The organism is Clostridium hydrogeniformans DSM 21757 (assembly GCF_000686705.1).
Lineage (GTDB): Bacteria > Bacillota > Clostridia > Clostridiales > Clostridiaceae > Clostridium_Z > Clostridium_Z hydrogeniformans.
In genome coordinates, this window is the sequence record NZ_KK366004.1 from 33,817 (window position 1) to 47,353 (window position 13,537).

The window sequence follows — 13,537 nt, forward strand, 5'->3', positions numbered from 1 at the left end:
AAAGAAAAGAGAATAATTAATTGTAGGTACTTACCTCATGTAAGTTTAAAAGGGAAAGTGGTTAAAATCCACTACAGCCCCCGCTACTGTAAAGGGATACGAGTCTCATGACCACTAATTAATCAATTGGGAAGGTGAGAGGAGGATGACCCCGAAGTCAGGAGACCTGCCTAGAATTATGCTATCCTTCGGAGGGAAGGTTAATAGCAAGAGAAGCTAAATCTTTAATTAATATTAAAGTTGCTATCTTGTTACGTTTATTACACCTAACCCTCATGGTTAGGTGTTTTTTATTTAAAAAATTAAATTAAATAGTAATTTAATTTTTTAAGTAACGTATAATTTATTTAGGGATATTAGTGAATATATTCACTAATAAGCATATTTTTTATAATAGGATAAACAAATTAGGAAAAGTCCATATAAATAACTTAACACCATAAGTTTAGGGGGATAAATTATGAAGTTACTCAATGAAACCTTAAGTAGTATAAGTGGAAGTAATAAAAATTTAGAAGCTTTAGCTAAAAATTTTATTGATAATCTTTCAAAACCCATAGGAAGTCTTGGGATATTAGAGGATATAGTAATTAAGCTCTATGGAATGAAAGAAGAACCAATAAAGAAAATAAATAAAAAATCTATAGTAATAATTTGTGGAGATAATGGAGTAGTAGATGAGAAGGTTTCAGCATGCCCTCAAGAAGTTACAGCCATAGTTACAGAAAACTTTACAAGGGGAACTACAGGAGTATGTGCTCTTTCTAGATATTATGGTAGCGATTTAACCATAGTAGACCTTGGGGTTAAAAAGGATTTAAATTTACCTAAGGTTATAAATAAAAAAATAAGATATGGCACAAGAAATATGATGATAGAATCAGCTATGACAAGGGAAGAAACTATAAAAGCTATAGAATCAGGTATAGAGGTTACAAAAGACCTTGTATCTAATGGATATGATCTTTTAGGAACAGGAGAAATGGGCATTGGTAATACCTCCACATCAGCTGCTGTTTTAAGTGTTCTACTGGATGTTGATTCAGAAATGGTAGTAGGTATGGGATCAGGTCTTACTAGGGAACAATATAATCATAAGAAAAATGTTATAAAAAGATCTATAGAAGTGAACAAGCCTAATAAGGATGATATTATAGATGTTTTAAGCAAAGTAGGAGGATTTGATATAGCAGGACTTTGTGGAGCCTTTTTAGGAGCAGCTAGTATGAAGATTCCTATTGTAATTGATGGGTTTATATCTTCAGTGGCAGCCTTATGTGCATACAGATTAAATTCTAAGGTTAGGGATTACATTTTTCCATCGCATCTTTCAGAAGAACCAGGAGCTAGGTACATAATGGATGAAATGAACTTAGAACCTATGGTGAATTTAAGAATGAGATTAGGTGAAGGTTCAGGATGTCCCTTTGCATTTAATATAATTGAAAGCGCCCTATATACAATACATAATATGGAATCCTTTAGTGAGGCAGGGGTCATAAAGGATGATTATGTAGATATAAGAGAGGGAAAGTGATGAAATTTTCGAATATTGCTTTAATATCGAGTGGAATAAGAGCTTTAGTTGTGGGAGGAGGAAAAGCAGGCCTTATAAAAACCAAAGCACTGCTAAAAAGAGGATGTATAGTTTCTGTATTATCTAAGGATTTTATTGAAGGATTTTATGATATTAATGATAAAAACCTTCATATTATAAAAGGGATATATGAAAAGGAATATATCTTTGATAAACATTTAATAGTAATGGCAATAGGTGATGATTCTACTCTTCATAGGATAATAAAGGATTGTAATGATAATCATAAGCTTTATTTAAACTGTAAAAACTTCAGGGAAGGAAATTTTATAATACCCTTTCAAGTTGAAAGTGAGGAAGTAAATATAGCTATAAACACCACTGAAGGAAATCCGAAGGTATCTAAAAAGATATCTAAGGTATTTTTAGAATATATAGAAGAAAAGGATGAATTAATATCATTTATAAATTTTGCAAGGATGAAACTTAAGGATAATCCAATAAAAAATCATGTCCTTGATTTTTTAGTAAGTGATGAATTTGAGATATATTTTAAAGAAGGAAGGCATAGAGAAATTATTAAAGAAAAATACGGAGAAATACTTGCATAGAAATTGGAGGGGGAATCTTTGACTGTAAAAATAGCTACAAGAAAAAGCAAATTAGCTGTTACTCAGACAGATTTAGTAATAGAACATATAAAAAAGAAAAATAATAACATAGAATGTGAAAAAGTTAAGCTTCAGACAGAGGGAGATAGAAGATTAGATGTAACCTTAGATAAAATTGGAGGAAAGGGTGTATTTACAAAAGAAATAGAATATGCCCTTTTAGATGGAAGAGCCCATGGAGCTGTTCATAGTATGAAGGATATGCCCTTTGCCTTAGGGGATGATTTTAAGTTAACAGCTATACCAGAGAGAGAAGATCCAAGGGATGCTTTTATTTCCATGAACGGAATGAATTTTAAGGATTTACCAAAGGGAGCTAGAATTGGAACAGGAAGTATAAGGCGTGATGCTCAGCTTAGACTTTTAAGACCAGATATAGAAATAGTACCTATAAGAGGTAATGTTCAAACAAGAATAAGTAAAATAGAAAAAGAAAATCTTCATGGAATAATACTTGCAGCAGCAGGACTTAAGAGGCTAGGTATGGAGTGTATAATAAAGGATTATTTTGATCCTTATGATTTTGTTCCATCAGTTGGACAAGGAGCCTTAGGAGTGGAAACGTTAAAAGATGGAGAAAATATTCAGGTTTTTGAATCCATAGATAATAAAGAAGTTAGAATCTGTGTAGAAGGGGAAAGAAGCTTTATGAGAACTCTAAATGGTGGGTGTCATGTTGTAATAGGCGCTTATGGAACCCTTGATAAAGATAGACTTCATATGGTTGGAATCTTCAAAATAGGAGATAAAATAATTAAAAAAGATATAGAAGGATATGCAGAGGATAACATAAAACTTGGAGAGGCTTTAGCAGAAAAGATAATAAGAGCAGAGAACTATGTAAAATAATTATTTAGGACATAGTACAATTTTAAGTAGTTGACTAGAAAAATAACAATAGATGATAAACATTGAGGAGGGGGAAAATGAGTAAGGTATATATAATAGGAGCGGGCCCTGGGGATGAGGATTTACTTACATTAAAAGCTCAAAAGTCCTTAGAAAAGTGTACTGCTGTTTTGTATGACAGATTAATTGGAGGAAATATATTAAAGCATTTAGACAAAAAATGTGAAATATATTATTGTGGTAAAGAACCAGGCTGCCATTACAAAACTCAAGAAGAGATAAACGAATCCCTTGTAAAGCTTGCAAAGGAAGGGCATATAGTAGGAAGAATAAAAGGGGGAGACCCTTATGTATTTGGACGTGGTGGAGAAGAGGTACTATCTTTAATAAAGGAAAATATAGACTTTGAAGTAATACCAGGGATAACATCTGCCATAGGAGCTTTATCCTATGCAGGAATACCAGTTACTCAAAGAGGAGTAGCTCAAAGCTTTCATGTAATAACAGGAATGACCTCTGTGTCCTCTAAGGTTAATTATGAAGCCCTAGCAAAGCTTTCTGGAACATTAATATTTTTAATGGGAGTAGAAAACATTAAGGATATAAGTAGTAATCTTATAAAGTATGGAAAAAGTGAAGATACCCCTTGTGGAATTGTAAGAAGAGGAACTACTTCTAAACAAAAAACAGTTATTACTACCTTAAAAGAGGCAGAAAATAAGATAAAGGAAGAGGGACTAACTTCTCCATGCATAATTGTGGTAGGTGAGGTAGTTAATTTTAGAGAAAGTTTTAACTGGTTTGAGAAAAAAGAACTATTTGGATTAAATCTATGTATAACAAGAAGTAAAGAACAGGCTAAATCTTTAAGTAATAAGGTAAAAGATCTAGGAGGAGAGGTTACAGAAATACCTTCTCTAGAACTAAGAGAAATAGAGAATTCCTTAGAGAATCATTTAACTACTATTAAGGATTATGACCATATAATTTTAACTAGTGTAAATGGAGTTAATGTATTATTTGATTATTTAATAAAGAAAAACTTTGATATAAGAGATATTAAAGCTGAATTCTCAGTAATAGGAAATGCTACCTTTGAGGCTTTAAGAAAAAGAGGAATAATAGCTAAAACTAAGGGAGAAGAATTTACTCAAGAAGGTCTATTAGAAGCATTAAAGGGTAAAATTCAAGAAAATCATAAGGTGTTTATACCTTGTGCTAAGGATAGTCGTAGATTATTAGAAGAAGAGCTTAAAAAGCTTTGTAGAAGTGTTACTGTTTGTCATAGTTATGAGACTGTAATCCCACCACTTTTAAATGAAAGAGCTTTTGATGATGTGGATGTAGTTTTATATACAAGTCCATCTACTGTTAAAAATATGATAGAAATGGTAGGTAAGGACAAATTAAAGGAAAAATTATCTCTTGCTATAGGACCAATAACTGAAAAAGAATTAGATAAAGAAGGACTTTCAGGTGTTGTGTGCGATAGATATTTTGAAGAGGGAATAATAGAAAAATTATTAGAAATTAGGGGGAATAATTAATGTTAAAAAGACCTAGAAGATTAAGAGAGAATGCTAGTATAAGAGCTATGGTACGTGAGAACCATTTAAGACCAGAAGATTTTGTATATCCAATATTTGTGGTTGAAGGGGAAAATATAAAGAAGGAAATAAGTTCTCTTCCTGGAAACTATCATTATTCTGTAGATATGTTAGATGATCTTATAAAAGAAATGGACGAATTAAAAATAAAGGGAATAATGGTATTTGGAATACCAAACCATAAGGATGAATGTGCATCAGAGGCATTTAATGACAATGGAATAGTTCAAAAGGCTGTTAGAAGAATAAAAGAGTTATCTAAGGAATTATTTGTAATGACTGATGTTTGTATGTGTCAATATACAAGCCATGGACATTGTGGAATATTAGATGGACACAGAGTTCATAATGATAAATCTTTAGAATACATAGCTAAGATAGCTTTATCTCATGCAAAGGCAGGAGCAGACATGGTGGCACCATCAGATATGATGGATGGAAGAGTTGGAGCTATAAGAAGTTTATTAGATTTAAATGGATATGAGCATGTATCTATAATGGCATATAGTGCTAAGTATGCTTCAGCATTCTATGGTCCATTTAGAGAAGCAGCAGGATCAGCACCACAATTTGGTGATAGAAAGAGTTATCAAATGGATCCAGCTAATTCTAATGAAGCTATGAGAGAAATAGAGCTTGATATAGAAGAAGGTGCAGATATAGTAATGGTTAAGCCTGCTATGGCATTTATGGATGTTATAAGAATGGCTAAGGATAGATTTAATATGCCTCTTGCAGCATATAACGTAAGTGGAGAGTACTCAATGGTAAAGGCAGCAGCACAACTTGGTTACATTAATGAAAGAGCTATTGCTACAGAAATGCTTCTTGGATTAAAAAGAGCAGGAGCAGATATAATAATAACTTATTATTCTTTAGAAATGGCAAAATGGCTTAGAGAAGAGGCTTAAAATATGAATATTTACTTAGTAAGACATGGTGAAACAGAGGAAAATTTAAAGAAAACATATTATGGATCTCTTGATTGTGATTTAACCAATAATGGGAGAAATCAAGCTCTTTATCTTAGAAAAGTACTAAGTAAATTAAATTTTGATAACATATTTTGTAGTGAAAAGAAAAGAGCAAAAACCACATTAGAGATCATAGGATATAAAGAAAATATTATAGAAGATTCAAGATTAAATGAAAGAGATTTTGGAATATTCGAAGGTAAAACCTTTAATGAAATAAATGAAGCTTTCAAAGATGAATATACTAATTGGATGAAGGACTGGAAGGGGTATACTCCCCCTTCTGGTGAAAGCTTTAAAACCTTTTATAATAGGGTAAAAATGTTTATTGAGGATATAAAAGATAAGGAATATGACAATATACTTATAGCTACACATGGAGGAGTTATAAGAGCTATATATTGTTATATATTAGATGGAAATCTAGACCACTATTGGAGATTCGCATCTAGAAATGGAGATGTAACAAAAATTAAATTTGAAAATAACTACTTTTATATAGATTCGATTATGCCTTTTAATAATTTAGATTAAATACATTAGGAGTGGAAGTCATGGGGAAAATAACTTTAGTTACAGGTGGAAGTAGAAGTGGAAAAAGCTCATTTAGTGAAAAACTTTTAAGTAGTACTGATGATGTTCTGTACATAGCTACCTCTATAATAACAGACAGGGAAATGGAAGATAGAGTAAATAGGCATATAAAAGGAAGAAATCCTAACTGGGTAACTTTAGAAGCCTATGAGGATTTACATGAAAAAATTAAATCTTATAAAGAAAAGTATATACTTTTAGATTGTGTAACCATAATGACAACTAATTTAATGTTTAAGAAACATATGAATTATGACAATTTGTCTCAAGAGGAAATAGATAAGGTTTCAGAGTATATAAAACTTCAATTTAAATTATTAATAGATGAAGTTAAAAATACAGGACGTGAACTTATACTAGTTACCAATGAAGTAGGACTTGGAATAGTTCCAGAAAATAAACTTTCAAGAATATTTAGAGATATAGCAGGCTTTGTAAATCAATATATAGCATCCTTAAGTCATGATGTGTATTTAGTAACCTGTGGCATACCTTTAAAGATAAAAGGATAAGGATGGGATTTTAAATGAATAACTTATACATGGACTTAGGAATACTTGGTACCATATTTTTATTAGGAGCTTTAGGTAAATATAAAATACCTTTTAACAACTTTTTATTAATAACTCAGTTTATAACAAGGCTTCCTCTTAAGATTTCATTAAGCTGTGAAATGGAGGATTTTAAAAAAGGAACTTTGTATTTTCCAATGGTTGGAGCATTAATCGGAGGAATACAGTATTTGGTTTTTATAATTACAAAGGCATATTTTCCTATGATTATAGCCGCAACCTTTACTGTACTTTCTATGGTCTTCATAACAGGGGGACTTCATATAGATGGATTATCTGATACCTGTGATGGATTTTTCTCCTTTAAGGGTGGAAAAGATAAAATCATAGAGATTATGAAGGATAGTAGAGTTGGAGCTTTTGGAGTAATAGCTATAATTTTTGATATTACTTTAAGAATTCTTGGAGTATATTATATGGGGGTTAAGGGTATTGATTATGGAATCATAGTAGTTCCTTCAATAACCAGAGCTTTCACAGTACTATTATTTTTAATAGGAAAACCAGCTAAGGAAAAGGGAAGTGGGAATCTTTATATAGGAAATACTACTCCTATAAAATTTGTAGGAGCACTTATTTCAGCTTTTCTTATAGGAAAAATATTAATTGGTTATTATGGAGCATTAATACTTATTTTAAGTGGATTAATTATAACTCTTTTATTTAGTAGATTTTGTAGTATTACAATACAAGGACATACTGGAGACACCCTTGGAGCTAATAATGAACTTGTTGAAATAGGATTATTTCTTATTATAAGCAGCTCTTTATTTTAAGATTTCCAGGGAAATTAAAGTTATTTAGGAGGAGAATAAATGAAAAAAGGGATACTTGTAGTTAGCTTTGGTACAAGCTATATGGATGCACTTAAAAATTCAATAGAAAATATAGAGAATAAAATAAAAGAAAATTTTAAGGAATATGAGTTAAAGAGGGCTTTTACTTCTCATAAGATAATAAGAAAAATAAAAAATAGGGATAATATACATATAAATACACCAGAAGAAGCTTTAGAAGAGATGAAAAGAGAAGGTTATGAAGAGGTTATAGTACAACCTCTTCATATAATTCCAGGAGAAGAGTACGATTATGTTTTAAAAGTTGTAAATTCTTTTAAGGAAGATTTTAAATATATAGAAGTGGGAAGACCAGTATTTTTCTATGAAGGAATAGATGAGCTGCCAAGGGATTATCATATATTTATAGATTCCATAGAATCTATTATTCCAAAAGAAGGTGGAGCAGTACTTTTTGGACATGGTACGGCTCACTCAGCTAATGCTGTATATGGATGTATTCAATGTGTTTTTCAAGATAGAGACTATGACAATGTATTTGTAGGTACAGTGGAGGGATATCCAAGCTTTAAGGATGTTTTAAAAAGAATTAAGAAACAAAATCTTAAGGAAGTAACATTAATACCTTTAATGGTAGTATGTGGAGATCATGCTATGAACGATATGGCTTCAGATGAAGAAGATTCATGGAAGACTCTTCTAGAAAATGAGGGTATAAAAGCAACTCCTTATCTTCATGGACTTGGAGAAATTGATGCCTTTGGAGACATATATGTAAATCATATAAAGGATGTAATAGACGGTGAAATACTTAGTCATGGAAAGACTAAAAAAGGTGGTAAATAACTATGGCAAAGATAATGGTACAAGGTACAGGATCTACTGTAGGAAAGAGCGTATTAGTTGCAGCTCTTTGTAGAATTTTTAAGCAAGATGGACTTAAGGTATGTCCTTATAAATCTCAAAATATGGCTTTAAACTCTTATATAACTTTAGATGGAAAAGAGATGGGAAGAGCACAGGTACTTCAAGCTTATGCTGCTGGCCTTGAGCCAGAAGTTTATATGAATCCAATACTTTTAAAACCATCCTCAGATAGACAATGCCAAGTTGTTGTTAATGGAAAGGTATATTGTAATTCCTCAGCTAAGGAATATCATAATTTAAAGCCACAATTCTCTAAAATGCTTAAGGAAGAGTTTGAGAAAATAGAGAAAGACTTTGATGTAATAGTTATGGAAGGGGCAGGAAGTCCAGCAGAAATAAATCTTAGAGATAGAGATATAGTTAATATGGGAATGGCAGAACTTGTAGATGCACCAGTGGTTTTAGTTGGAGACATAGACAAAGGTGGAGTTTTTGCATCCTTAGTTGGAACAATGGTGCTTTTAAGCGATGAAGAAAAAAAGAGAATTAAGGGAACCATAATTAATAAATTTAGAGGGGATATTGATATACTAACTCCAGGAATAGATATGCTTGAAGATATTACAAAGATTTCAAACCTTGGAGTAGTACCTTATTTTAGACTTCAATTAGAAGATGAAGATGGTTCAATGATGGAAATAAATAAGGAAGTTACAGATAAGATAGATGTGGCAGTTATAATGCTTCCTCATATATCAAACTTTACAGATGTGGATCCTTTAAAGAATGAGGAAGATGTATCAGTAAGATTTGTAACTAGCTTAAATGAATTTAAAAATCCAGATCTTTTAGTAATACCAGGAAGTAAGAACACCATAGGCGATTTAAATTACTTAAAGGAAAGTGGACTCTATGAAAAAATAAAGGCTTATTCTAAGAATGGAAACATACTTGGAATCTGTGGAGGATATCAAATCCTTGGAAAAACTCTTAAAGATCCTTATGGGGTAGAAAGTAAAGTAGAAGAAGCTGAAGGACTTGGTCTTTTAGACGTTCATACTGTTTTTAATGAGGAAAAGATAACTACAAGAATTAATGGAGAGCTTAAAGAAAAAGGGGCAGAAATATTAGGTATAGATAACATAAAGGAAGACTTATATGGATATGAGATTCATATGGGAGAGACTACTTATGGACAAGATGGAACCCCACTTTTCCACATAATAAGCAGAAATGGTGAAACAGTAAGCTGTGATGATGGGGCAATAAATAAAAAGGGAAATATCATGGGTACTTATATCCATGGAATATTTGATGGAGTATCCTTTAGAGAGTCCTTAGTAAATAAATTAAGACAGGAAAAGGGCTTAGATCTTAAAAAGTCAGGAAAGTATGAAGCACTAAGAGAAGCTGAGCTTGATAAGTTAGCTCATATAGTTAGAAGTAGTTTAGATATGAATAAAATCTATGAAATTATAGGGTTAGAGCCTAAAAAATAATAGGAAGATTATATTAAGGAGAGACGATCCATGATTTTTTTTATAGATTTAGTCATAGCTGTAATTATAGATTTTGTAGTGGGAGACCCTTACGGGTTTCCTCATCCCATAATTTATATAGGTAAGCTTATTAGATTTTTAGAGAAAAAGGGAAGGGAAATAGTAAAGAGTAATAGAGGATTAAAGGCCTATGGAGGATTTATAGTAGTTGTAGTGGCCTTTGTAACCTTTATAATTCCATATGGTATTTTATATTTATTAAAACCCTATAAACTTTTATACCATGGTTTTAATATACTTATTTTATGGACAACTATTGCAGCTAAGTGTCTTCATGTAGAAGGTAAAAAGGTGTATTATTCCTTACAGAATAATGATATTGAAGATGCAAGACTTAAGCTTTCTTATATAGTAGGAAGAGATACAAAAAACTTAACTGAAGAAGAAATCATAAGGGCAGATGTAGAAACCATTGGAGAAAACACCAGTGATGGAATAATAGCTCCTATTTTATATGCAATGGTAGGGGGAGCTCCTCTTGCTATGATGTATAAAGGCATTAATACAATGGACTCTACCTTAGGGTATATGAATGAAAAATATAGATTTATAGGTTTTTTTCCAGCTAAGATAGATGATGTTTTTAATTATATACCTGCAAGACTTACAGGATTCCTTATGTGTATTATAAGTCCTATAGTAAAAGGTGATTTTCTAACTTCTTTTAAAATAATGATAAGAGACAGGAAAAATCATAAGAGCCCTAATTGTGCCTACCCAGAAGGGGCACTTGCAGGAGCTTTAAGAATACAATTAGGTGGAACTAATGTGTATTTTGGAGAGAAGATTTATAAACCTACCATAGGAGATAAAATAAATCCTCTTAATAAGGATCATATAAATTCATCTATAGTTCTTATGTATGGAACAGAAATAATCTTAATAGTTTTTTATTTTATATTATTAATCTGGTTTTATATGGCTTAATGCCAATAGTGGAGCTGTTTGGTGTAGTATAGGGAAATTCTCTTGTATAGGTTTTAGATAGGATAGGTGATCAAATGAGTGAAAAAGATTTTATCCATGGAGGAGATATATATACAGAAGGGTTATTAAAGGGAAGAGCTTTAATTGATTTTAGTTCAAATATAAACCCAAAAGGTGTACCAGAATCCTTTAAAAAGCATATAAATGAAGGCTTTCAAATGATAGAAAGATATCCAGATATAAAATATAGAAGTCTTAAAAAGGATTTAATTTATTATAATGAAAAATATTTTAACTTAAAACTTAGGTCAGAGGATATAGTCCTTGGTAATGGAGCCTCTGAGATTATAGATATGATATTATCCTATTTAAAAACAGTGGTATTACCTGTTCCATCCTTTTCAGAGTATGGATTATCCATTGAAAAATGGGGTGGAAATGTAATTTATAGTAAGTTAAATGAGGATATGGACTATGATTATTTAGACATATTAGAAAAGCTTAAGGAAGCTGATGGGTTAGTTATGGGAAATCCTAATAATCCTAATGGAGGAGTTATAGAGGAAGAAAAATTTATCTCTATTCTTGATTATTGTGAAAACAATGGAAAGATAGTAGTAATTGATGAAGCCTTTATAGAGATGAATGGTTATGATGGAAGTCTTATAACTCTTATAGAAAATTATAAGTCCTTATTTATAATAAGAGCCTTAACAAAGTTCTTTGGAGTTCCAGGAATAAGAATGGGATATGGGATAACAAGAAATAAAAAAGTTTTAAAATACATAATAGAGAGGCAAAATCCTTGGAATATAAATTCTTTTGCAGAACTTTGTACTCATTATGTACTTTATGATGAGGAATATATAAAAGATTCTATTAAGTGGGTAGAGGAAGAAAGAGAGTACTTTACAGGAGAGTTAAGTAAGATTCCTATAATAGATAAGGTTTATAAAACAAGAGCAAATTATTGCCTATGTAAGTTAAAGGATATGAAGGATGAAGAACTTTATAATTACTGCCTTGATAAAGGCGTTCTTATAAGAAGAGCTTCAAACTTTAAGGGACTTGATAATAAGTATGTCCGTTTTGCTATAAAAAGTAGGGAGTTAAATAATATTCTTCTTAATATTTTAAAGGATATACCTAATAAAAAGGTTTTAGAAAAGTAATAGAGCTTATATAGATAACTAACAAAGCTTATAAATGATTAAAGTATTTACAGAAATATAAGTAGAAATAAAGGAGGAATAGCTATGAAGTCTCTTATAATATCCTCTAATGGAAGTGGAGGAGGAAAAACTACTTTTACCTTAGGCCTTATGAAGGCACTTAAGGATAGAGGCTATGAGGTACAAGGATATAAGGCTGGTCCAGACTATATTGACCCTGGATTTCATAAGGAAGTTACAAAGAGAGAATCAAGAAATTTAGATTTATTCCTTATGGGAGAAGAGGGAGTTTTAGCTTCCTATAATAGAGGCAAAGGGGAAATAGGAATTATTGAAGGGGTTATGGGACTTTATGATGGACGTGGAATAGATACGGATTATTCTACCTATCATCTTTCAGAAACCTTAGATAATGCTCCTATAGTTTTAGTTATAACTCCTAAAGCCCAAAGTGTAACTTTATGTGCAGAACTTAATGGGATTAAAGATTTTAAGAATGCAAATATAGTAGGAGTAGTTTTAAATAAAATAAGTGAAAAATATTATAAACTTTTAAAGTCAGCTATAGAAGCTAATTGCAGTATGAAAGTTTTTGGATATATACCTAAAGACGAAACTATAGCTCTTGAAAGTAGACATTTAGGACTTGTTCAAAGTGTAGAAGTTAAAAATATTATAGAAAAGATAGATAGGGTTAAGGAACTAATAGAAACTCATGTAGATGTAGACGGTATAATAGATTGTCTTAAGGAAAGAAAGATTTCAAAAGACAATTTCCATGTTAAAAATATAGGACTTAAAACTGCAGTTGCTTATGATGAAGCCTTTAGATTTTATTATAAAGAAAACTTGGAACTTTTAGAGGAGCTTGGAGAAATAAAGTATTTTAGTCCTTTAAAGGATGCAAAGCTTCCAGAAGATATAGATTTTCTTTATTTAGGTGGGGGATATCCAGAGGTATTTAAAGAAGAACTTTCAAAGAACTTACCTATGAGAAATAGTATAAAAAAAGCCTTAGAAAGTGGACTTAAGTGTTATGGTGAATGTGGTGGTCTTATGTATCTAATGGAAGAAATTGAAGGAAATCATATGGTAGGTTTTTTAAAAGGAAAGGCTAGAATGACTAAGTCTTTAAATAGGTTTGGATATGCAAAAGTAACTATGAAAAACAACCCTAATATAGCTATAAACTGCCATGAGTTTCATAAGTCAACCATAGATACTGAAGAGGAAGCTGTTTATAATGTGGAAAAACAAGGATATGATGGTGAATTATTAAAATGGAACTGTGGATATTTTAAAAATAATACCTTAGGGGGATACCCACATATACATTTCTTTGGAAATTTAGAGTTTTTAATGAACTTAATTTCTTTAAACAATAAAAAATAATAGTAAGTTTTAAGGAGGA

Annotated in this window: 13 protein-coding genes and 1 riboswitch; all 13 genes read left to right on the plus strand. The window is 31.2% G+C overall.

From position 1 onward, the window contains the following. The first annotated feature begins 7 nt into the window (after positions 1-7). Positions 8-188: riboswitch (cobalamin riboswitch) on the plus strand. Between the two features lie 272 nt (positions 189-460). The 13 genes from cobT to BR69_RS0113405 all read left to right on the plus strand — a co-directional run bounded on the left by cobT (position 461) and on the right by BR69_RS0113405 (position 13,518). Further along, positions 461-1,537 carry a nicotinate-nucleotide--dimethylbenzimidazole phosphoribosyltransferase gene (gene cobT / locus BR69_RS0113345; protein ID WP_027633615.1) on the plus strand — a complete coding sequence of 359 codons (1,077 nt, stop codon included), beginning with the start codon at positions 461-463 and terminating at the stop codon, positions 1,535-1,537. Then, a complete protein-coding gene (locus BR69_RS0113350; RefSeq protein WP_027633616.1) occupies positions 1,537-2,148 on the plus strand; it encodes an NAD(P)-dependent oxidoreductase in 612 nt (203 codons plus the stop codon). The genes cobT and BR69_RS0113350 overlap by 1 nt, the downstream gene beginning before the upstream one ends. Before the next feature lie 18 nt (positions 2,149-2,166). Beyond that, entirely contained in the window at positions 2,167-3,057 is an 891-nt protein-coding gene (gene hemC / locus BR69_RS0113355) for a hydroxymethylbilane synthase (protein ID WP_027633617.1), read from the plus strand. A 77-nt stretch (positions 3,058-3,134) separates the two neighbouring features. After that, complete coding sequence (gene cobA, locus BR69_RS0113360) at positions 3,135-4,604, plus strand: uroporphyrinogen-III C-methyltransferase (RefSeq protein WP_027633618.1); 1,470 nt, start codon at positions 3,135-3,137, stop codon at positions 4,602-4,604. After that, on the plus strand, positions 4,604-5,575 hold the full coding sequence (gene hemB / locus BR69_RS0113365) for a porphobilinogen synthase (RefSeq protein ID WP_027633619.1): 972 nt from the start codon (positions 4,604-4,606) through the stop codon (positions 5,573-5,575). Before cobA ends, hemB begins: the two co-directional genes overlap by 1 nt. Positions 5,576-5,578: 3 nt before the next feature. Further along, entirely contained in the window at positions 5,579-6,172 is a 594-nt protein-coding gene (cobC, locus tag BR69_RS0113370) for an alpha-ribazole phosphatase (RefSeq protein ID WP_027633620.1), read from the plus strand. 11 nt (positions 6,173-6,183) lie between these two features. Beyond that, positions 6,184-6,744: a bifunctional adenosylcobinamide kinase/adenosylcobinamide-phosphate guanylyltransferase gene (cobU, locus tag BR69_RS0113375; RefSeq protein WP_423219684.1), complete on the plus strand. Its 561-nt coding sequence runs from the start codon at positions 6,184-6,186 to the stop codon at positions 6,742-6,744. Positions 6,745-6,758: 14 nt separating this feature from the next. Then, positions 6,759-7,580, plus strand: a complete 822-nt coding sequence (gene cobS, locus BR69_RS0113380) for an adenosylcobinamide-GDP ribazoletransferase (RefSeq protein WP_084315484.1) — start codon at positions 6,759-6,761, stop codon at positions 7,578-7,580. A gap of 39 nt (positions 7,581-7,619) precedes the next feature. Next, entirely contained in the window at positions 7,620-8,447 is an 828-nt protein-coding gene (locus BR69_RS0113385) for a sirohydrochlorin cobaltochelatase (protein WP_027633623.1), read from the plus strand. 2 nt (positions 8,448-8,449) lie between these two features. After that, positions 8,450-9,967, plus strand: coding sequence for a cobyric acid synthase (locus BR69_RS0113390; protein WP_027633624.1), 1,518 nt, complete (start codon positions 8,450-8,452; stop codon positions 9,965-9,967). 30 nt (positions 9,968-9,997) lie between these two features. Then, positions 9,998-10,954 (plus strand): adenosylcobinamide-phosphate synthase CbiB, encoded by a 957-nt coding sequence (cbiB, locus tag BR69_RS0113395; RefSeq protein ID WP_027633625.1) that lies wholly within the window; start codon positions 9,998-10,000, stop codon positions 10,952-10,954. A 92-nt stretch (positions 10,955-11,046) separates the two neighbouring features. After that, the gene (locus BR69_RS0113400; RefSeq protein WP_027633626.1) at positions 11,047-12,126 is read left to right on the plus strand and encodes a pyridoxal phosphate-dependent aminotransferase; all 1,080 of its coding nucleotides are present in this window, start codon (positions 11,047-11,049) and stop codon (positions 12,124-12,126) included. An 84-nt stretch (positions 12,127-12,210) separates the two neighbouring features. Continuing rightward, the gene (locus BR69_RS0113405; RefSeq protein ID WP_027633627.1) at positions 12,211-13,518 is read left to right on the plus strand and encodes a cobyrinic acid a,c-diamide synthase CobB; all 1,308 of its coding nucleotides are present in this window, start codon (positions 12,211-12,213) and stop codon (positions 13,516-13,518) included. Positions 13,519-13,537: the final 19 nt, after the last annotated feature.

Excerpts from the sequence above, each read along its gene's own strand:
- cobT (WP_027633615.1), top strand. The coding sequence starts at position 461 with ATGAAGTTACTCAATGAAACCTTAAGTAGTATAAGTGGAAGTAATAAA.
- BR69_RS0113350 (WP_027633616.1), top strand. The coding sequence starts at position 1,537 with ATGAAATTTTCGAATATTGCTTTAATATCGAGTGGAATAAGAGCTTTA.
- cobA (WP_027633618.1), top strand. The coding sequence starts at position 3,135 with ATGAGTAAGGTATATATAATAGGAGCGGGCCCTGGGGATGAGGATTTA.
- hemB (WP_027633619.1), top strand. The coding sequence starts at position 4,604 with ATGTTAAAAAGACCTAGAAGATTAAGAGAGAATGCTAGTATAAGAGCT.
- cobC (WP_027633620.1), top strand. The coding sequence starts at position 5,579 with ATGAATATTTACTTAGTAAGACATGGTGAAACAGAGGAAAATTTAAAG.
- cobS (WP_084315484.1), top strand. The coding sequence starts at position 6,759 with ATGAATAACTTATACATGGACTTAGGAATACTTGGTACCATATTTTTA.
- BR69_RS0113385 (WP_027633623.1), top strand. The coding sequence starts at position 7,620 with ATGAAAAAAGGGATACTTGTAGTTAGCTTTGGTACAAGCTATATGGAT.
- BR69_RS0113390 (WP_027633624.1), top strand. The coding sequence starts at position 8,450 with ATGGCAAAGATAATGGTACAAGGTACAGGATCTACTGTAGGAAAGAGC.
- cbiB (WP_027633625.1), top strand. The coding sequence starts at position 9,998 with ATGATTTTTTTTATAGATTTAGTCATAGCTGTAATTATAGATTTTGTA.
- BR69_RS0113405 (WP_027633627.1), top strand. The coding sequence starts at position 12,211 with ATGAAGTCTCTTATAATATCCTCTAATGGAAGTGGAGGAGGAAAAACT.